Origin of the sequence: Pseudomonas mosselii (assembly GCF_003205295.1) — a bacterium.
In the GTDB taxonomy this organism is placed as follows: domain Bacteria; phylum Pseudomonadota; class Gammaproteobacteria; order Pseudomonadales; family Pseudomonadaceae; genus Aquipseudomonas; species Aquipseudomonas mosselii_B.
In genome coordinates this window covers 338,675-356,757 of the sequence record NZ_QJRP01000002.1, presented here as the reverse complement: position 1 = coordinate 356,757, position 18,083 = coordinate 338,675, and the positions used below count along the sequence as shown (strand labels likewise).

The following is an 18,083-nucleotide window of genomic DNA, read 5'->3' as shown; positions in this document are numbered from 1 at the left end:
AATCTGAGCCATGATCAAACTCTTCAGTTCAATACTGCTTGGGTTTTTAAGAAACCCTAAACTTGGCTCAGCAATCTCAAATGACTATGTGATTTCTCGCATGGCCACTTGTGATGCTGATAATCTTGGCGACTATCAGTCCATACTCACAAGCACCCACACGAATTGCTTGATTCAATTTGTTAAAGAGCGTTTGGTTAAGAGCCTTTCGTCTCAACCGAGGCGCGCATTCTACGCCTTCCTCACTTGCTGTCAAGCGTTTATTTTGAAGTTTTTCGTTCAACTTCAAACACTTGACTCGCTGCGATCTCTCGTAGCGGGAGGCGAATCATACAGCGTTACAACCTGCTGTCAACTGCCTTTTTCACCGCTGCCGATCAGATGATCGAAGCACCTCCGCAACCCTCTACAACAATCAACTCATTGATACTCAAGGAGTTTTTCGTTCCGATGTCGCTGGAAGTGGGGCGCATTATAAGGGGATCTGACAGGGCGTCAACCGTTAATTTCATAAAAATCAAAAAGATCGGACCAGGAGCCCGGGTACCTATATAAGCAGCCCCAAAACAAAAGCGGGGAGGCCTGTCGGCCTCCCCGCTTCTATATAGCTACACCTGAAGACAATCACTCAGCCTTGAGGCTAACCCGGGCAAACGCCTTCTTGCCCGCCTGGCACACGTGAGTCGCGCCAATAACAAACATGAAGTCACGGTCGACCACCGCACCATCCACCTTGACCGCACCAGCGCCGAGCAGATCCCGCGCCTGCGCCGAGTTCTTCACCAGGCCGGCCCGGTTCAGCACGGCAGCGATCGGCAGATCCTCAGTGGCAGCCACTTCGATTTCCGGCAGATCCTCCGGCAACTCGCCTTCCTTCATGCGGTTGCCCGCGGCACGGTGGGCATTGGCCGCGGCCTCTTCACCATGGAAGCGGGCCACAATCTCCTCGGCCAGCTTGATCTTGATGTCGCGCGGGTTGGCGCCGTTCTCGACATCCTTACGGTACTGATCGATCTCTTCCATCGAACGGAAGCTCAGCAGCTCGAAGTAACGCCACATCAAGGTGTCGGGAATCGACACAAGCTTGCTGTACATCACCCCGGGCGCTTCCTGGATGCCGACATAATTACCCAGCGACTTGGACATCTTCTTCACGCCATCCAGCCCTTCAAGCAACGGCATGGTGACGATGTTCTGCGCCTCCTGCCCGTAGGCGCGCTGCAGCTCGCGCCCCATCAGCAGGTTGAACTTCTGGTCGGTGCCACCCAGTTCGACATCGGCCTTCAAGGCGACAGAGTCGTAACCCTGCACCAGCGGGTAGAGGAACTCATGGATCGCGATCGGCTGGTTGGTGGTATAGCGCTTGTCGAAGTCGTCGCGCTCGAGCATGCGCGCCACGGTGTACTGCGAGGCCAGCCGAATGAAGTCGGCAGGCGTGAGCTTGTCCATCCAGGTGGAGTTGAACGCCACCTCGGTCTTGGCCGGGTCGAGGATCTTGAACACCTGCTGCTTGTACGTCTCGGCGTTGTCCAGCACCTGCTCGCGGGTCAGCGGCGGACGGGTAGCACTCTTGCCGCTCGGGTCGCCGATCATGCCGGTGAAGTCGCCGATCAGGAAGATGACCTGATGCCCCAGCTCCTGGAACTGGCGCAGCTTGTTGATCAGCACCGTGTGCCCCAGGTGCAGGTCGGGCGCAGTTGGATCGAAGCCCGCCTTGATGCGCAGCGGTTGACCGCGCTTGAGCTTCTCCACCAGTTCCGATTCGACCAGTACCTCTTCCGCACCGCGCTTGATAAGCGCCAGCTGCTCTTCAACCGACTTCATAGACAGACCCGCAACGCTAGGATTCAAGGGGAGCCAACCATACAAGATCGGCCATCAAATACAAGTTTCGCAAAGGATTGTGACCCGAACGGCGCACCGCAACGTCTACGCGCCCTTGCGTGAGAATGGATTTGGTTATATTTTATACAGTTATTTCATCTTCATCATGTCATTCATCTTTTCCATTTCACCTTTTTCAAAGTCACCTCACCTATGACCAACGAACCGCCTAAAGCGCCCCCGCTTTATCCGAAAAGCCATCTGTTGGCCGCCAGCGGCATTGCCGCCCTCCTCAGCCTGGCCTTGCTGGTCTTCCCTTCCAGCGAAGTGGAAGCCAAGAAAACCACCCTCAGCCTGGAGCTCGAGAGCCCGGCGGAACAGCTCAAGGACGAGTCCCGCAGCGCCCCCCTCGTAGAGGCCGGGCAGAGCAGCGACTCGCCATTCGCCCAGATCGACGGCGCCGAACCTGAGACCGCCAAGGCGGAACCGGCGCCGGCCCCCGCCGCCAAGCCGGAAGAAAAAGCCCCGGGCCACCGCGAAGTGGTGGTCAGCCGTGGTGACACGCTTTCCACCCTGTTCAACAAGGTCGGCCTGCCGGCCAACGTCGTCCACGACGTGCTGGCGAGCAACAAGCAGGCCAAGCAGTTCAGCCAGCTCAAGCATGGCCAGGTGTTGCAGTTCGAACTCGACAAGGACGGCCAGCTGACCAGCCTGCACAGCAAGGTCAGCAACCTCGAGACCATCCGCCTGAACAGGACCGACAAAGGCTTTGCTTTTGAGCGCGAGGTCAGCAAGCCGGTGGTCCGTACCGCCTACGCCCATGGCGTGATCAAGAGCTCGCTGTCCGCCTCCGCCCAGCGCGCCGGCCTGTCCCACAGCATGACCATGGACATGGCGCGCATCCTCGGCTACGACATCGACTTCGCCCAGGACATCCGCCCTGGCGATGAATTCGACGTGGTCTACGAGCAGAAGATGATGGACGGCAAGGTAGTCGGTACCGGCAACATCCTCTCCGCCCGCTTCACCAACCGCGGCAAGACCTACACAGCCGTGCGCTACACCAACAAGCAGGGCAACACCAACTACTACACCGCCGACGGCAACAGCCTGCGCAAGGCGTTCATCCGCACCCCGGTGGACTTCGCCCGCATCAGCTCGCGCTTCTCCGCTGGTCGCAAGCACCCGATCCTCAACAAGATCCGTGCGCACAAGGGCGTCGACTACGCCGCGCCACGCGGCACGCCGATCAAGGCCGCCGGCGACGGTCGCATCGAGCTGGCCGGCCGCCGCGGTGGCTACGGCAACACCGTGATCATCGCCCACGGCAATTCCTACAAGACGCTCTATGGCCACATGCAGGGTTTCGCCAAAGGCATCAAGACCGGTTCCAGCGTGAAACAGGGGCAGATCATCGGCTATATCGGCACCACCGGCCTGTCGACCGGCCCGCACCTGCACTACGAGTTCCAGGTCAACGGCGTGCACGTTGACCCGCTGAGCCAGAAGGTGCCCATGGCAGACCCGATTGCCAAGGCCGAGCGCCAGCGCTTCAACCAGCAGAGCCAGCCCCTGATTGCCCGCATGGATCAGGAAAAGGCCACCCTGCTCGCCGCCAACAAGCGCTGATATGGCGCGCTACCTGGGGGTGATGTCCGGCACCAGCCTCGACGGCCTGGACATCGCCCTGATCGAGCAAGACGAGCAGCTGCGACTGCTCGCCACCCATTACATCCCCATGCCCGTCGACCTGCGCCAGGACCTGCTCGGCCTTTGCGCCAGCGGCCCCGACGAGATTGCCCGTGCGGCCCTGGCGGAAAACCGCTGGGCCACCCTGGCAGCACAGGGTATCAATCACCTGCTAACCACCCAGGGCTTGGCGCCCGACGCCATCCGCGCCATCGGTAGCCATGGCCAGACGGTTCGCCATGAGCCAGCCCGCGGCTTCACCGTGCAGATCGGCAACCCGGCCCTGCTGGCCGAGCTCACCGGTATCTGCGTGGTCGGCGACTTCCGCCGCCGCGACGTGGCGGCTGGCGGCCAGGGCGCACCTTTGGTGCCGGCGTTTCACGAAGCCCTGTTCGGCCATCTCGGCCAACGCCTGGCAATCCTCAACGTAGGTGGGTTCAGCAACCTGAGCCTGATCGAGCGCGACCAGCCGGTGCACGGCTTCGACTGCGGCCCGGGTAACGTGCTGCTGGATGCCTGGATCGAGCGCAAGCAGGGCCAGGCCTTCGATGCCAACGGTGCCTGGGCGGCCAGTGGTAGCGTCCGTCAGGACCTGCTGAACGCTTTGCTGAGCGACCCGTTCTTCGCCGGCAACGGCCCGAAGAGCACCGGTCGCGAGGTATTCAACCTGCCCTGGCTGGATGCACACCTGGCGCGCCTGCCGGCGTACCGTGACGAAGATGTCCAGGCCACCCTGCTGGAACTGACGGCGAGCAGCATCATCGACTCGCTGCGCCAGGCCCAGGACGGCACCGAGGCCTTGCTGGTCTGTGGTGGAGGTGCGCGCAACGGCGCATTGATGGCGCGCCTGGCGGCCCTGCTGCCGAGCGCCAAGGTCGCCAGCACCGCGGCACATGGCGTGGACCCCGACTGGGTCGAGGCCATGGCCTTCGCCTGGCTGGCCCATTGCTGCCTGGAGGGCATCCCGGCCAACCGCCCCAGCGTGACCGCCGCCCACGGCCTGCGTATCCTCGGCGCGATCTACCCCGCCTGAGCAACTGGCAGAATGCAAAACGCCGCGCAATTGCGCGGCGTTTTCACAGCAGGGCCCGGATCAGATCGAGAACGACGAACCACAACCGCAGGTGGTGGTGGCGTTCGGGTTCTTGATCACGAAGCGCGAACCTTCCAGGCCTTCCTGGTAGTCGACTTCGGCGCCAGCCAGGTACTGGTAACTCATCGGGTCGACAACCAACGCTACGCCTTCGCGCTCGACGATGGTGTCGTCATCGGCCACGTCTTCATCAAAGGTGAAACCATACTGGAAGCCCGAGCAGCCGCCGCCGGTCACGAACACACGCAGCTTCAGCCGCTCGTTGCCCTCTTCGCTGACCAGGGTTTTCACCTTGTGCGCAGCCCCGGGAGTGAACTCCAAAGCCGTGGGGGTGAAGGTTTCGACGCTCATGTTGATTCTCCCGGCGCAGTGCCGCCATAAAACTCGATGGCGGGTATTATCCGCTTGTCCGAGAAAATCGGTCAAGAATTGTGCGGCTTTAGTCGCCCCCATGAAAAAGGCCCGCGCAAGGCGGGCCCTGGCAACGACCGGCGGCTTACGGCAGCAGCCCGGCGTGGGACAGGCCCATGCGCTCGTCGAGCCCGAACAGGATGTTGAGGTTCTGCACCGCCTGGCCCGACGCGCCCTTGACCAGGTTGTCAATCACCGACAGCACCACCACCAGGTCACCGCCCTGAGGCCGGTGCACGGCGATGCGGCAGACGTTGGCACCGCGCACGCTGCGGGTTTCCGGATGGCTGCCGGCCGGCATCACGTCGACGAACGGTTCGTTGGCGTAGCGTTTCTCGAACAGTGCCTGCAGGTCGACCGAGGTATCGGCGACCGTCGCGTACAGGGTGGCATGAATACCACGGATCATCGGGGTCAGGTGCGGCACGAAGGTCAGGCCGATGTCCTTGCCTGCAGCCTGGCGCAAGCCCTGGCTGATCTCCGGCAGGTGACGGTGGCCCTTGACCGCGTAGGCCTTCATGCTCTCACCGGCCTCGCAGAACAGCGAACCCACCGCAGCGCCACGCCCGGCACCGCTGACGCCCGACTTGCAGTCGGCGATCAGCCGCGACGGGTCGGCCAGGCCGGCTTCCAGCAGTGGCAGCAAGCCCAGCTGGGTGGCGGTCGGGTAGCAACCCGGCACGGCGATCAGGCGCGCCTGGCGGATCTTCTCGCGGTTCACTTCGGGCAGGCCGTAGACGGCGTCCTTGAGCAGCTCAGGCGCGCCATGGGGCTGGCCGTACCACTTGCCCCATTCGACGGCGTCCTGCAGGCGGAAGTCGGCGGACAGGTCGATGACCTTGGTGCCGGCCGCCAGCAGCTCGCCCGCCAGGGCGTGGGCGACGCCGTGGGGCGTGGCGAAGAACACCACGTCGCAGGCCGCCAGGGCCTTGCTGTCCGGCACGCTGAACGCCAGGCCGTCGTAGTGACCGCGCAGGTTCGGGTACATGTCGGCAACCGCCACGCCCGCCTCGGAGCGCGAGGTGATGACCGCCACCTCGGCCTGTGGGTGCTGCGCCAGCAGACGCAGCAGTTCGACACCGGTGTAACCCGTGCCGCCGACGATACCGACCTTGATCATGACGCTTGCCCCTTATCAACGAGACCACTGGAAAGCGCACGATAATAGGGGGCCGGGGCGCCTGTAACAACTCTTGGGATGACCCTTCGGGCCCTTGGCCTCTACTATCTGACGACCGTGAAAACCTGAAGGAACTCCCCATGCTCTATCTATGGATCAAGGCGCTGCATATCGTCAGCGTGGTCTGCTGGTTCGCCGGCCTGTTCTACCTGCCACGCCTGTTCGTCTATCACGCCCAGAGCCAGGACAGCATCAGCCTCGAACGCTTCATCACCATGGAGCGCAAGCTGTACCGGGGCATCATGAACCCGGCGATGATCGCCACCTATGTGTTCGGCGGCTGGATGCTGTACCTGAACCCCGGCTGGCTGAGCCAGGGCTGGCTGCACGCCAAGCTCACCCTGGTGGCCCTGCTCACCGTCTACCATCACATGTGCGGCGCCCAGCGCAAACGCTTCGCCGCCGGCACCAACACCCGCAGCCATGTGTACTACCGCTGGTTCAACGAGGCACCGGTGCTGATGCTGCTGGGCGTCGTAATTCTCGTGGTGGTCAAACCGTTCTGACGATATCCACCCGCCTACAGGAGTTTCGCCATGTCCCTGCCCGCCTCGCTCGAACAACGCCTGCACCTGCCCCTGGTGGCGGCGCCGATGTTCCTGATTTCCAATCCCCGGCTGGTGCTCGCCTGCTGCGCCAATGGCGTGGTGGGCAGCTTCCCGGCACTGAACCAGCGTGACAGCGCAGGGTTCAAGACCTGGCTGGAGGAAATCGAGGCAGGGCTGGCCGAACTGCAGGCGCCCGCGCCCTACGCGGTCAACCTGATCGTGCACCCGACCAACCCGCGCCTGCAGACCGACCTGGCATTGTGCGTCGAACATCGTGTGCCCATCGTCATCACCAGCCTCGGCGCAGTGAAGGAGGTGGTCGACGCGGTGCACGGCTATGGTGGCCTGGTGTTCCATGACGTGACCACCCGTCGCCACGCCGAGAAGGCCGCCGAGGCGGGCGTCGACGGGCTGATCGCCGTGGCGGCGGGCGCCGGCGGCCATGCCGGGACCTGGAGCCCGTTCGCCTTGGTCGCGGAGATCCGCCAGTTCTTCGACAAGACCCTGCTGCTGGCCGGTTGCCTGAACCACGGCCATGAACTGCTGGCCGCGCAGTTGCTGGGGGCCGACCTCGGCTACATGGGCACCCGCTTCATCGCCACCCACGAAAGCCAGGCCCAGGACGCCTACAAGCAGATGATCCTGGACGCCGGGGCCGCCGATATCGTGCATACCCCGGCGGTGTCCGGCATCCCCGCCAGTTTCCTGCGCCAGAGCCTGGAGCAGGCCGGCTACGACCTGGCGGCACTGAAGAGCGGCCATGAAGCCGGCAAGCTCAAACCCCTGGATGAAGAGGCCAAGGCCTGGAAGACCGTCTGGTCGGCCGGCCAGGGGGTCGGTGAGATCCATGACCTGCCCACGGCCGGCGAACTGATCGGGCGCTTGCACAACGAATACCGGACAGCCCTGGAGCGTAGCCAGCAGCTGCACCGCAACGCCTTGTAGCAATTCGGCCACGCTGTAAACTAGGCGCCCCTTTCGCCCCAGGAGCCTTGCATGACCCGTTACGCCATGATCACCGGAGCTTCCAGCGGCCTGGGCCTGGCCCTGGCGGAGGCCCTGGCACGGCGCGGGCGCAACCTGATCCTGGTGGCACGCCAGCGCGAGACGCTGGAGCCGGTGGCCATCGAACTGACCCAACGCTTTGGCGTGGAAGTCCTGTTCCGCGCCTGTGACCTCAGCCAGCCCCTGCGCCTGTCAGGCTTCGTGCTCGAGCTGGAGGAAGGCGAGCGGCGCATCGACCTGCTGGTGAACTGCGCGGGGCAGCGTACCTATGGGCCGTTCCTGGCCCATGAGTGGGCCGATGAACAGGACCTGCTCGAGGTCAATATCCTCGCCCTGAGCCGCCTGTGCCATGCCATCGGCAACCTGATGGCGATCCAGGGCGGCGGACAGATCCTCAATGTCGCGGGGCTGGCCGGGGTCGCACCGGGTCCGTGGATGGCTGCCTACGCGGCGAGCAAGGCCTATGTGCTGAGTTTTTCCGAGGCCCTGCGCGAGGAGCTGCGGCGTACCGGGATCAAGGTCTCGGTGCTGTGCCCGGGGCCGGTGCGCTCGGCCAGGCGCCGCATCCCCCGGCTCGATGGCAACAGCCGCTGCCTGAGCCCCGAGGAAATCGCCCTGTACACCGTCCGCGCCCTGGACCGTAACCGCGCGCTGATCCTGCCCGGCCGGCGCAACCGCTGGCTGGCCTTCGCCCCGCGCCTGCTGCCCCGCTGGCTGACGCGCAAGCTGGCCGGGATGATCCATCGCCGCTATTGCCCGATCGGCATGGAATAGCCACTGGGCGAGCGGCGGCGGGCTCAGTACACTCAGCCCCGACACTCACCATGGAGCACGTGCTGTGGACGATTTATTCCTCAGAATCATCAACCGGGAGATCCCGGCGAAGATCATCTACGAAGACGACCAGGTTCTGGCCTTCCACGATATCGCCCCCCAGGCCCCGGTCCATTTCCTGGTCATCCCGAAGAAACACATCCGCACCCTCAACGACCTGACCGAAGAGGACAAAGGCCTGGCCGGCCACATCCTGTTCACCGCCCAGCGCCTGGCCCGGGAACTCGGCTGCGAAGAGGGCTTCCGGGTGGTGATGAACTGCAACGAGCAGGGCGGCCAGACCGTCTACCACATCCACATGCACGTGCTTGGTCAGCGCCAGATGCACTGGCCGCCGGGCTGATCCAAGGCAAGCCTGCCCAGGGCTATTGAGGTAGACTGTCGGGCATCACTTCAGCGGAGGTGCCCGATGGCTACCGAACGTCACTACTCGCCGCTCGACCGCTTGTTGCTGCAGGCCGATACCGCCATGCGCACCTTGCTGCCCTTCAGCGGCCAACCCGCCCGCCCTTCCCCGGCGATCATCCAGCCGGACGCCGAACTCGATGAGCAACAGACCCGCCATATCGCCGGCCTGATGCGCATCAACCACACCGGCGAAGTCTGCGCCCAGGCGCTGTACCAGGGCCAGGCCCTGACCGCCAAGCTGCCACAGGTGCGCAAAGCCATGGAGCATGCGGCGGAAGAAGAAATCGACCACTTGGCCTGGTGCGAACAGCGCATTCGCCAGCTCAACAGCCACCCCAGCGTGCTCAACCCGGTGTTCTACGGCCTGTCGTTCGGCATCGGCGCACTCGCCGGTCTGGTCAGCGACAAGGTCAGCCTGGGCTTCGTCGCCGCCACCGAGCATCAGGTGTGCAAGCATCTGGACGAACACCTGGAACAGATCCCCGAGAACGACGGCAAGTCCCGCGCCATCCTCGAGCAGATGCGCGTTGACGAAGAACACCACGCCGAGTCCGCGCTGGAAGCCGGCGGCTACCGTTTCCCGGCCCCCGTGCGCTTTGGCATGAGCCTGCTGGCCAAGGTCATGACCAAGAGCACCTACCGAATCTGAGACTCGCAGCATGGAACGTTTCGACGCCAGGGACCTGGCGCGCGCAGTAAGCGCCGGTGTGCTGCAGCCGGGGCAGGATCAAGCCCTGGTGGCCTTCCTGCGCCAGCAGCCGGAAAGCCGTGCCAGCTTCCAGCTGGCCCACGTTGCCTTCTACCTCGGGGCCCTGCTGATCATGGGCGCCATGGGCTGGCTACTCACCGAAGCCTGGATGCGCATAGGCGACGTCGCGTTGCTTGCCATCTCCCTGGTCTACATTACCGGACTCACCCTGTTCGCCCTCTCCCTGCAACGTCGCACCCAACCCATAGCAGCCGGTGTGCTGGCCGCCGTGGCCGTGAGCATCGTACCGTTGGCGGTTTTCGCAATCGAGCGTTTGCTCGGTTGGTGGCCAATGAACGATATCAGAGGCGGCTACGACTGGTACTTCAGCCATGTGCAGGGTGGCTGGGTGGTAATGGAGTTGGCGACAGTGCTGGCCGGCCTGCTGATGCTGCGCCTCATCCCCCTGCCTTTCATCGTCATGCCGATCGCCGTTGCCTTGTGGTTCATGTCCATGGATCTGAGTGAATGGTTCTACGGTGAGGTATTCGACTGGAAACAACGGCGCACGGTGTCGCTGTGGTTCGGCCTCGGCCTGCTGCTGGTATTCGTCGTGATCGACGGGCGCACCAAACGGGACTATGCCTTCTGGGGCTATCTCGCCGGGCTGGCGGCGTTCTGGGGCGGGCTGACGCTGTTGGACAGCGGCAGTGAATGGGGCAAGTTCCTGTACTGCCTGATCAATCTGGGGCTGATGGGCCTGGCAGTGTTGCTGCGCCGGCCGTTGTTCATGGTATTTGGAGCGATGGGCGTGGCGGTCTACCTTGGGCATCTTTCCCACGAGGTGTTCGCCGACTCATTGCTGTTCCCGGTCGTACTGAGCCTGATCGGCCTGGGTGTGATCGCCCTGGGCGTGCTCTACCAGAAACGCCGGGAAGCCATGAGCGAACGCCTGCGGGCCAGTATTCCCCCCGGCCTGTTGCAATGGCTGCCAGCACTGCGTCGTTGACCATGCGGCTGTCCATCATCCGATTGCTGCAAAGTCTGGCGCTGAGTCCGGTGGCCTATCTTTTCGTTTGCCTGATGGTCGCCAGTATCGGGCAAAGCGCTTTCAGCCTGGAACTGCCGACGCTTACCGACCCTGACAGCAACAGCACCGTCGAGCTGTTGCTCGGCACGCTGCCCGCGCAGCTGCTGTTCCTGCTGCTCAGCGTGTTTTTAGCCAGCCGCCAACTGCTGGTCGGCACGTTCGTGCTCGCTGGCACTTTGGCTGCGTGGCTGCAGTGCCAGGTGTTTGCCGAACACTTCGGCACCACCTGGAGCAGCAGCGAAATCCTCATCCTGCTCGGGGTGAATACGCCCTGGCTGGTGCTTGCGCTGATCCCGGGGCTCGCGTTGCTGCTGGGTGTCGAACGCCTGCACAAGCAAAGCGCCTGACCGGCAGGCGCTGCCTTCGATCAACCGAGCTCGACGATTTCGTAACCGTGGGTGATCTCGACGCCCGCGCGATCCAGCATGATCGAGGCCGAGCAGTACTTCTCTGCCGACAGCTCCACCGCACGCTTGACCTGCGCCTCCTTCAACCCGCGGCCCTTGACCACGAAGTTGAGGTGGATCTTGGTGAACACCTTGGGGTCCTCATTGGCGCGTTCGGCTTCCAGGAAGGCCTCGCAGCTTTCCACAGCCTGGCGCGACTTCTTGAGAATACTGACCACATCGAAGCTGCTGCAGCCACCAAGGCCGAGCAGGAGCATCTCCATCGGGCGCACGCCCAGGTTGCGGCCTCCGGCTTCAGGTGGGCCGTCCATGACCACGACGTGGCCGCTCCCCGATTCGCCAAGGAACATCGCTTCACCGGCCCACTGGATGCGTGCCTTCATCTATCCGGACTCCCGATCTCGTAAAAGGGTGTCAGCTTAGACCTTGCGAGGCTGTCGGAAAAGCTCAAGCCGCGTCGCTTTTGTGCCGATTCAAGTTGAAGTGTCTGATAAGCTGGCGCCAAATGACTGGCGCATGCTGCCAGACAGCCTCCATAAAAAGCCAATGCGTCGCATCGAACAGGATTTCGTGATGGTCTCATCAGCCCTGCCACCCAAGATCAAGAACATCGACAAGCTGCTGGCCCACTGCCAACGCCGTCGGTACACCGCCAAGAGCAACATCATCTGTGCCGGCGACCGGGCCGAGACCCTGTCGTTCATCATCAAGGGCTCGGTGACCATCCTGATCGAGGACGACGACGGCCACGAGATGATCATCGCCTACCTCAACAGTGGTGACTTCTTCGGCGAACTGGGGCTGTTCGAGCCAGCCGGCCAGGAACATCAGCGCAGCGCCTGGGTGCGCGCCAAGACCGAGTGCGAAGTGGCCGAGATCGGTTACGAAAAATTCCGTGAGCTGGTACGCCTGGAGCCGGAAATCCTCTATGCCCTCGGCAGCCAGATGGCCCAGCGCCTGCGCAACACCACCCGCAAGGTCGGCGACCTGGCGTTTTTCGATGTCACCGGCCGGGTCGCCCGCTGCCTGCTCGACCTGTGCAAGCAACCCGACGCCATGACCCACCCCGACGGCATGCAGATCAAGATCACCCGCCAGGAGATCGGTCGTATCGTCGGTTGCTCACGGGAAATGGTCGGCCGCGTCCTCAAGGACCTCGAGGAGCGCAGCTTGGTGCAAGTCAAGGGTAAGACCATGGTGGTCTACGGCACCCGTTAATCCTTCGGCAGTGCTGCCAGCACTTGCCTGTATGCCTGGCTAAGCCTCTCGAACCAGGGAGCGGCAGGCGCCACCTCGTGCAGGGCGATATGACTGTCGGCGCGGCAACGCTGATCCAGATCGCAGCACTCATTGAAGCGATTGACCGCCGCGACCATCGATTCGCGCTCGTTGTCCAGCAACAGTGCACCATGCACCAATACCACCGGGCGCTTGCCACCCAGCCCCTGGCGCCAGCGCTGGGCCGTGCCGACCAGTTTGCGGCCATTGAGGTTGACGTTGTAGCGGCCATCGCAGAATGCGCCGTCGATTTCCCCCACCGAGGCGACACCGCCCCATTCGCGCAGCACGTCGCACAGCGGCAGGCACAGACGCTCGTAAGCATTCTCGATGCGGCCATGGTCACCCTCGCTGTGCGGTGCCACGTAGACCAGCGCCACGTTCACGGTCGCATGGGATTGCGGCACGGGCTCACCACCGGTTTCACGCAGCAGCACCGGCCAGCCGGCGATGGCCAGCTCGGCACAGGCAGCCTCGAAGTTGTCCAGGCGACTCATGCGCCGAGGCATGACCAGGGCATGGTCGGTCGGGCGCCAGAACAGCACGCCGGATTCGCGTTCGCCGCGGCAGACGGCGGCCAGCAGGTCCTGTTCGGCGTGCAGGCCTTGTTCGACGGTGAGGGCAAGGGGCTGATCGGTCATTGATCCACCATTGATGTTGGATTCTATGGCCTCTTCGCGGGTAAACCCGCTCCCACAGGTGCTGCACACTCCTTGAGAGCGACAGAAATCCTGTGGGAGCGGGTTTACCCGCGAAAGGGCCGGAGCAGGCCTACAAAAAAGCCGGCGTAACGCCGGCTTCGTTTAAATCAGTCCAGTTGCTGAACGGTCTTCTTCACCTGTTCGGGGAAGAACAGCCGCTGCAGCTCCAACCCTGGCTGCTCGGCGCGCATGAACGCCTCGCCGACCAGGAACGAATACACCTCGTTGATTTCCATCAACTCGACATCGGCACGGTTGAGGATGCCGCTCTCGGTGATGGCCAGGCGATCGCGGGGGATACGCGGCAGCAGGTCGAGGGTAGTCTCCAGGCTGACTTCGAAGGTATGCAGGTTTCGGTTGTTGACCCCGACCAACGGTGTGTCGAGGGTCTTCAACGCACGTTCCAGCTCATCACCGTCATGCACTTCGACCAGCACATCGAGGCCGACGTCCTTGGCGGTGGCGGCCAGCTCGGCCATCTTCACATCGTCCAGCGCCGAGACGATCAGCAGCACGCAGTCGGCACCCAGGGCACGGGCTTCGACGATCTGGTACGGATCGACCATGAAGTCCTTGCGGATCACCGGCAGCGAAACGGCGGCACGCGCCTGCTGCAGGTAGACGTCGGCACCCTGGAAATAGTCCACGTCGGTCAGCACCGACAGACAGGTCGCTCCGCCCTTCTCGTAGCTGACGGCAATTTCCGCCGGCACGAAGTTTTCGCGAATCACGCCCTTGCTTGGCGAGGCCTTCTTGATTTCGGCGATCACAGCCGGCTGCTTGCGCGCAGCCTGCTCGATCAATGCCCTGGCAAAGCCACGGGGCGCATCGGCCGCCCTGGCCAGGCGTTCGAGTTCACCCAGGCTGACCCGAGCGCTGCGCTCGGCCACTTCCTGGAATTTGCGGGCGATGATCCTTTCCAGCACCGTCGGTACACTCATGCTTCGTTCTCCACCTTGAATACCGCGGTAAAGGCGCCCAGCTCCTGCAGTTTCTCCCAGGCCAGGCCGGTGTGCAGCACATCGTGGGCCAGTTCGACACCCTGGGCCAGGGTCATCGCGTGGTCGGCGGCGTACAGCGCCGCGCCGGCGTTGAGCACGATCATCTCGGCGGCCTTCTGGCCGTTCTCGGTCTTGCGCCGGCCCAGGGCGTCACGGATCAGATCCAGCGATGCCTGCGGCCCCTCGACCGCCAGGCCGTGCAGGCTCTGGCTCTTCATGCCGAGGTCTTCCGGCTCGACCCAGTACTCGGTGATCTGGTCATTCTTCAGTTCGGCAACGAAGGTCGGCGCGGCCAGGCTGAACTCGTCCAGGCCGTCCTTCGAATGCACCACCAGCACATGCTTGCTGCCCAGGCGCTGCAGCACCTCGGCCAACGGGCGGCACAGGGCTTGGGTGAAGACCCCGACCACCTGGTGTTTCACGCCGGCCGGATTCGTAAGCGGGCCGAGCATGTTGAACAGGGTGCGCAGCCCCAGGTCGCGGCGCGGGCCGGCGGCGTACTTCATGGCACTGTGATGGGTCTGGGCGAACATGAAACCGATGCCGAGGCTGTCGATGCAGCGGGCGACCTGGACCGGGGTCAGGTTCAGGTAGATGCCAGCGGCCTCCAGCAGGTCGGCGCTACCGCTCTTGCCGGAGACGGCGCGGTTGCCGTGCTTGGCCACGGTGCAGCCGGCCGCAGCCAGGACAAAAGCCGAAGCGGTCGACACGTTGAAGATGTTGGCGCCATCGCCACCGGTGCCGACGATGTCGACCACGCCGTCGAGGGTCTTCAGCTCGACCTTGTCGGCCAGCTCACGCATCACCGACACCGCGCCGACGATCTCGTCGATGCTTTCGCTCTTCATGCGCATGCCCATGAGGAAGGCGCCGATCTGCGCCTCGCTGCACTGGCCGGTCATGATCTGGCGCATGACGTCGCGCATTTCCTCGGTGGACAAATCCAGGTGGCCGACGATACGGCTCAAAGCGGTCTTGATATCCATGATCGGTCCTTAACGGCGTCCGCCGGTCTGCTTGAGGAAATTGGCGAACAGCTCGTGGCCCTGCTCGGTGAGGATGGATTCAGGGTGGAACTGTACCCCTTCGACGTTCAGGGTTTTATGACGCAGGCCCATGATTTCGTCGACAGAACCATCTGCGTGGGCGGTCCAGGCGGTCACTTCCAGGCAGTCGGGCAGGGTTTCGCGCTTGACCACCAGCGAGTGGTAGCGAGTCACGGTGAGCGGGTTGTTCAGGCCGGCGAACACGCCCAGGTCACGGTGCAGCACCGGGCTGGTCTTGCCATGCATCACCTGGCGGGCGCGCACCACGTCGCCGCCGAAGGCCTGGCCGATGGACTGGTGGCCCAGGCAGACGCCCAGGATCGGCAGCTTGCCAGCGAAGTGCAGGATGGCCTCGATGGAGACCCCGGCTTCGCTCGGCGTGCACGGGCCCGGGGAGACGACGATGCGCTCGGGGTTCAGGGCTTCGATCTGGGCGATGGTCATTTCGTCATTGCGAATGACCTTGACCTCGGCACCCAGCTCGCCAAGGTACTGCACGACGTTGTAGGTGAAGGAGTCGTAGTTGTCGATCATCAGTAACATCTGCAACGAACCTCTTGAATACTGACTTTTGATTCGAGCCTTCCGCTGCCGCTCATGAATGCGGCCGATCCCGCACGGGGCGGTTGACGGAACAAGGGGGGAAGGCAAACGGGGACGGGCCGGGCGAGCCGGCAGGAGAAAAAGTCAGGCGCGCCAACGCCAACGGGCGACGGCCTTGATAACGCGCATCAAAAGTTTGCTGACGATCAACACAGGGTAGGTCTCGTTCATACGTTCCGGGACAGTAACCTACCGGGGCGGCGGGTGCAATATGCCCCTAAACACGGGGAAACGAACGCAACGGTAGGCAAAGACCGGGAATTTGCTAAGGTCATCCGGCTTGCCCCGATAAAAACAATGAAAAGGATATCCATGCATGCTCAAGGCTCCCTTCCTGCGCACTTCCCTCGCTACCCTCGTGTTCGCCTGCAGCCAGGCCATCGCGGCGCCCTCCCCCTATAGCGCCTTGGTCGTCTTCGGCGACAGCCTGAGCGACGCCGGGCAGTTTCCCGACCTGACCGGCGGTACGGCGGGCATGCGCTTCACCAACCGCGATGCCGATGGCAACTATGCACCGGTCTCGCCGATGATCCTGGGTGGCAAGCTGGGCTTTTCCGCGACCAGCCTGGGGCCCTCGACGTCGCTGACCAACCAGTTGCAAGGCACGCCGGACGGAAGCAACTGGGCCGTGGGCGGCTATACCACGCAACAGATCCTCGACTCGATCACCGACACCTCGCAAGCCGTCATCCCACCCGGTCGCCCCGGCGCGGGCACGGTCCTGCGCGAGCGTGACGGCTACCTGGCCAACGGCCTGCGGGCCGACCCCAATGCCCTGTACTACCTGACCGGTGGCGGCAACGACTTCCTCCAGGGCCTGGTCAACAGCCCCGCCGACGCGGCCGCCGCCGGTGCCCGACTGGCGGCCAGCGCCCAGGCGCTGCAACAGGGCGGCGCGCGCTACATCATGGTCTGGCTGCTGCCAGACCTGGGGCAGACACCGAACTTCAGCGGCACACCCCAGCAAGGGCCGTTGTCGCAGCTGTCCGGCGTGTTCAACCAGTCGCTGGTCAACCAGCTCGGGCAGATCGACGCCCAGATCATCCCGCTGAATGTCCCGGTACTGCTGCGCGAGGCCCTGGCCAGCCCCGCCCAGTTCGGCCTGGCCGCCGACCAGAACCTGGTCGGCACCTGCTACAGCGGCGACGGCTGCGTGGGCAACCCCATCTACGGAGCGAACGGTACGACGCCGGACCCGAGCCGGCTGCTGTTCAACGACTCGGTGCACCCGACCATCGCCGGCCAGCAACTGATTGCCGACTATGCCTATTCGATCCTCGCCGCCCCCTGGGAGCTGACCCTGCTGCCGGAAATCGCCCACGCCAGCATCCGCGCCCACCAGGATGAACTGCGCAACCAGTGGCAGACGCCCTGGCAGGCGGTCGGCCAATGGCAGGCGTTCGTCGCCACCGGCGGCCAGGACCTGGACTTCGGCAGCCAGCGCAGCGCCGCCAGCGGCGACGGGCGCGGCTACAACCTGACCCTCGGCGGCAGCTACCGGCTCGATGACGCCTGGCGCGTGGGGCTGGCGGCGGGCATGTACCGGCAAAAGCTCGAGGCCGGCCAGGAAGATTCCGACTACAAGCTCGACAGCTACCTGGCCAGCGCCTTCGCCCAGTTCCGTCAGGATCGCTGGTGGGCCGACACGGCACTGACCGCCGGGCACCTGGACTATCGCGACCTCAAGCGCACCTTCGCCTTGGGCGTTGGTGAGCGCAGCGAGAAAGGCGACAGCGATGGCGAAGCCTGGGCCGTCACCGGCCGGGTGGGCTACAACCTGGCGGCCGAGAGCAGCCGCTGGCAACTGGCGCCGTTCATCAGCGCCGACTATGCGCGGGTCAAGGTCGATGGGTATGACGAGAAGAGCGGCCGCTCCACGGCGCTCGGCTTCGACGATCAGGAGCGCACATCACGCCGGCTGGGGGCCGGCCTGCTGGGGAGCGTGCAGCTCCTGCCGACGACCCGGCTGTTTGCCGAGGTGGCCCGCGAGCACGAGTTTGAAGACGACCAGCAGGACTTGCGCATGCACCTTACCAGCCTGCCGGCGAACGACTTCACCCTGACCGGGTATACGCCGCACAGCAACCTGACCCGCGCCAGCCTGGGGCTGACCCATGAACTGGTGCCGGGGGTGAACCTGCGGGGGAACTACAACTGGCGCAAGAGTGATGAGTTGACCCAGCAAGGGGTGAGCCTGGGGGTCAGCGTCGACTTCTAGCTCTTTGGGGCCGCTCTGCGGCCCATTCGCGGCTAAAGCCGCTCCTACAGGTACTACGC

Annotated in this window: 19 protein-coding genes; 11 read left to right on the top strand and 8 right to left on the bottom strand. The window is 63.8% G+C overall.

Annotation, left to right across the window (positions count from 1 at the left end):
* Nucleotides 1–624 precede the first annotated feature (624 nt).
* Nucleotides 625–1,824 (bottom strand): tyrosine--tRNA ligase, encoded by a 1,200-nt coding sequence (gene tyrS, locus DMX06_RS03550; protein WP_110734648.1) that lies wholly within the window; start codon nucleotides 1,822–1,824, stop codon nucleotides 625–627.
* Nucleotides 1,825–2,037: 213 nt separating this feature from the next.
* Between tyrS and DMX06_RS03540 the strand changes: the two genes are divergently transcribed.
* Together DMX06_RS03540 and DMX06_RS03535 are read left to right on the top strand one after the other, a co-directional pair.
* Entirely contained in the window at nucleotides 2,038–3,453 is a 1,416-nt protein-coding gene (locus tag DMX06_RS03540; RefSeq protein ID WP_110734646.1) for a peptidoglycan DD-metalloendopeptidase family protein, read from the top strand.
* 1 nt (nucleotide 3,454) lies between these two features.
* Nucleotides 3,455–4,546: an anhydro-N-acetylmuramic acid kinase gene (locus DMX06_RS03535; RefSeq protein ID WP_110734644.1), complete on the top strand. Its 1,092-nt coding sequence runs from the start codon at nucleotides 3,455–3,457 to the stop codon at nucleotides 4,544–4,546.
* Nucleotides 4,547–4,606: 60 nt separating this feature from the next.
* Here the strand turns inward: DMX06_RS03535 and erpA are convergent, their stop codons facing one another.
* Entirely contained in the window at nucleotides 4,607–4,957 is a 351-nt protein-coding gene (erpA, locus tag DMX06_RS03530) for an iron-sulfur cluster insertion protein ErpA (protein WP_050703544.1), read from the bottom strand.
* 145 nt (nucleotides 4,958–5,102) lie between these two features.
* Nucleotides 5,103–6,137, bottom strand: coding sequence for an N-acetyl-gamma-glutamyl-phosphate reductase (argC, locus tag DMX06_RS03525; protein WP_110734642.1), 1,035 nt, complete (start codon nucleotides 6,135–6,137; stop codon nucleotides 5,103–5,105).
* Between the two features lie 140 nt (nucleotides 6,138–6,277).
* Here argC and hemJ point away from each other — a divergent pair, with 140 nt between their 5' ends.
* The 7 genes from hemJ to DMX06_RS03490 all read left to right on the top strand — a co-directional run bounded on the left by hemJ (nucleotide 6,278) and on the right by DMX06_RS03490 (nucleotide 11,117).
* Entirely contained in the window at nucleotides 6,278–6,703 is a 426-nt protein-coding gene (hemJ, locus tag DMX06_RS03520; protein ID WP_028689002.1) for a protoporphyrinogen oxidase HemJ, read from the top strand.
* A gap of 30 nt (nucleotides 6,704–6,733) precedes the next feature.
* On the top strand, nucleotides 6,734–7,690 hold the full coding sequence (locus tag DMX06_RS03515; RefSeq protein WP_110734640.1) for an NAD(P)H-dependent flavin oxidoreductase: 957 nt from the start codon (nucleotides 6,734–6,736) through the stop codon (nucleotides 7,688–7,690).
* 51 nt (nucleotides 7,691–7,741) lie between these two features.
* Nucleotides 7,742–8,524, top strand: coding sequence for an SDR family NAD(P)-dependent oxidoreductase (locus DMX06_RS03510; RefSeq protein ID WP_110734638.1), 783 nt, complete (start codon nucleotides 7,742–7,744; stop codon nucleotides 8,522–8,524).
* Between the two features lie 64 nt (nucleotides 8,525–8,588).
* Nucleotides 8,589–8,927, top strand: a complete 339-nt coding sequence (locus DMX06_RS03505) for a histidine triad nucleotide-binding protein (protein WP_110734636.1) — start codon at nucleotides 8,589–8,591, stop codon at nucleotides 8,925–8,927.
* A 66-nt stretch (nucleotides 8,928–8,993) separates the two neighbouring features.
* Entirely contained in the window at nucleotides 8,994–9,641 is a 648-nt protein-coding gene (gene coq7 / locus DMX06_RS03500) for a 2-polyprenyl-3-methyl-6-methoxy-1,4-benzoquinone monooxygenase (protein ID WP_110734634.1), read from the top strand.
* Nucleotides 9,642–9,651: 10 nt separating this feature from the next.
* Nucleotides 9,652–10,689, top strand: coding sequence for a DUF2157 domain-containing protein (locus tag DMX06_RS03495; protein ID WP_110734632.1), 1,038 nt, complete (start codon nucleotides 9,652–9,654; stop codon nucleotides 10,687–10,689).
* A gap of 2 nt (nucleotides 10,690–10,691) precedes the next feature.
* The gene (locus tag DMX06_RS03490; RefSeq protein ID WP_258378800.1) at nucleotides 10,692–11,117 is read left to right on the top strand and encodes a hypothetical protein; all 426 of its coding nucleotides are present in this window, start codon (nucleotides 10,692–10,694) and stop codon (nucleotides 11,115–11,117) included.
* 20 nt (nucleotides 11,118–11,137) lie between these two features.
* Here DMX06_RS03490 and DMX06_RS03485 read toward each other — a convergent pair whose 3' ends face one another.
* Entirely contained in the window at nucleotides 11,138–11,560 is a 423-nt protein-coding gene (locus DMX06_RS03485; protein WP_110734630.1) for an OsmC family protein, read from the bottom strand.
* Nucleotides 11,561–11,750: 190 nt separating this feature from the next.
* Here DMX06_RS03485 and crp point away from each other — a divergent pair, with 190 nt between their 5' ends.
* Nucleotides 11,751–12,395 (top strand): cAMP-activated global transcriptional regulator CRP, encoded by a 645-nt coding sequence (gene crp, locus DMX06_RS03480; protein WP_110734672.1) that lies wholly within the window; start codon nucleotides 11,751–11,753, stop codon nucleotides 12,393–12,395.
* Here crp and DMX06_RS03475 read toward each other — a convergent pair.
* From DMX06_RS03475 to DMX06_RS03460, 4 genes are all read right to left on the bottom strand, one after another.
* Entirely contained in the window at nucleotides 12,392–13,096 is a 705-nt protein-coding gene (locus DMX06_RS03475) for a lipoate--protein ligase family protein (RefSeq protein WP_110734628.1), read from the bottom strand. The two genes, crp and DMX06_RS03475, sit on opposite strands and share 4 nt — an antisense overlap.
* A 167-nt stretch (nucleotides 13,097–13,263) precedes the next feature.
* The gene (gene trpC / locus DMX06_RS03470) at nucleotides 13,264–14,097 is read right to left on the bottom strand and encodes an indole-3-glycerol phosphate synthase TrpC (protein WP_110734625.1); all 834 of its coding nucleotides are present in this window, start codon (nucleotides 14,095–14,097) and stop codon (nucleotides 13,264–13,266) included.
* The gene (gene trpD / locus DMX06_RS03465) at nucleotides 14,094–15,143 is read right to left on the bottom strand and encodes an anthranilate phosphoribosyltransferase (RefSeq protein ID WP_110734623.1); all 1,050 of its coding nucleotides are present in this window, start codon (nucleotides 15,141–15,143) and stop codon (nucleotides 14,094–14,096) included. Before trpD ends, trpC begins: the two co-directional genes overlap by 4 nt.
* A 9-nt stretch (nucleotides 15,144–15,152) precedes the next feature.
* Nucleotides 15,153–15,746: an aminodeoxychorismate/anthranilate synthase component II gene (locus tag DMX06_RS03460; RefSeq protein WP_110734621.1), complete on the bottom strand. Its 594-nt coding sequence runs from the start codon at nucleotides 15,744–15,746 to the stop codon at nucleotides 15,153–15,155.
* Between the two features lie 376 nt (nucleotides 15,747–16,122).
* Here DMX06_RS03460 and estP point away from each other — a divergent pair, with 376 nt between their 5' ends.
* On the top strand, nucleotides 16,123–18,024 hold the full coding sequence (gene estP, locus DMX06_RS03455; RefSeq protein WP_110734619.1) for an esterase EstP: 1,902 nt from the start codon (nucleotides 16,123–16,125) through the stop codon (nucleotides 18,022–18,024).
* The last annotated feature ends 59 nt before the right edge of the window (nucleotides 18,025–18,083 follow it).

What these genes read in the sequence shown, in the direction of transcription:
- coq7 (WP_110734634.1), top strand. Translation starts at nt 8,994, where the DNA reads ATGGCTACCGAACGTCACTACTCGCCGCTCGACCGCTTGTTGCTGCAG.
- tyrS (WP_110734648.1), bottom strand. Translation starts at nt 1,824, where the DNA reads ATGAAGTCGGTTGAAGAGCAGCTGGCGCTTATCAAGCGCGGTGCGGAA.
- trpC (WP_110734625.1), bottom strand. Translation starts at nt 14,097, where the DNA reads ATGAGTGTACCGACGGTGCTGGAAAGGATCATCGCCCGCAAATTCCAG.
- DMX06_RS03510 (WP_110734638.1), top strand. Translation starts at nt 7,742, where the DNA reads ATGACCCGTTACGCCATGATCACCGGAGCTTCCAGCGGCCTGGGCCTG.
- DMX06_RS03485 (WP_110734630.1), bottom strand. Translation starts at nt 11,560, where the DNA reads ATGAAGGCACGCATCCAGTGGGCCGGTGAAGCGATGTTCCTTGGCGAA.
- hemJ (WP_028689002.1), top strand. Translation starts at nt 6,278, where the DNA reads ATGCTCTATCTATGGATCAAGGCGCTGCATATCGTCAGCGTGGTCTGC.
- DMX06_RS03535 (WP_110734644.1), top strand. Translation starts at nt 3,455, where the DNA reads ATGGCGCGCTACCTGGGGGTGATGTCCGGCACCAGCCTCGACGGCCTG.
- DMX06_RS03490 (WP_258378800.1), top strand. Translation starts at nt 10,692, where the DNA reads ATGCGGCTGTCCATCATCCGATTGCTGCAAAGTCTGGCGCTGAGTCCG.
- DMX06_RS03460 (WP_110734621.1), bottom strand. Translation starts at nt 15,746, where the DNA reads ATGTTACTGATGATCGACAACTACGACTCCTTCACCTACAACGTCGTG.
- argC (WP_110734642.1), bottom strand. Translation starts at nt 6,137, where the DNA reads ATGATCAAGGTCGGTATCGTCGGCGGCACGGGTTACACCGGTGTCGAA.
- DMX06_RS03540 (WP_110734646.1), top strand. Translation starts at nt 2,038, where the DNA reads ATGACCAACGAACCGCCTAAAGCGCCCCCGCTTTATCCGAAAAGCCAT.
- crp (WP_110734672.1), top strand. Translation starts at nt 11,751, where the DNA reads ATGGTCTCATCAGCCCTGCCACCCAAGATCAAGAACATCGACAAGCTG.
- DMX06_RS03495 (WP_110734632.1), top strand. Translation starts at nt 9,652, where the DNA reads ATGGAACGTTTCGACGCCAGGGACCTGGCGCGCGCAGTAAGCGCCGGT.
- erpA (WP_050703544.1), bottom strand. Translation starts at nt 4,957, where the DNA reads ATGAGCGTCGAAACCTTCACCCCCACGGCTTTGGAGTTCACTCCCGGG.
- DMX06_RS03475 (WP_110734628.1), bottom strand. Translation starts at nt 13,096, where the DNA reads ATGACCGATCAGCCCCTTGCCCTCACCGTCGAACAAGGCCTGCACGCC.
- DMX06_RS03515 (WP_110734640.1), top strand. Translation starts at nt 6,734, where the DNA reads ATGTCCCTGCCCGCCTCGCTCGAACAACGCCTGCACCTGCCCCTGGTG.
- trpD (WP_110734623.1), bottom strand. Translation starts at nt 15,143, where the DNA reads ATGGATATCAAGACCGCTTTGAGCCGTATCGTCGGCCACCTGGATTTG.
- estP (WP_110734619.1), top strand. Translation starts at nt 16,123, where the DNA reads ATGCTCAAGGCTCCCTTCCTGCGCACTTCCCTCGCTACCCTCGTGTTC.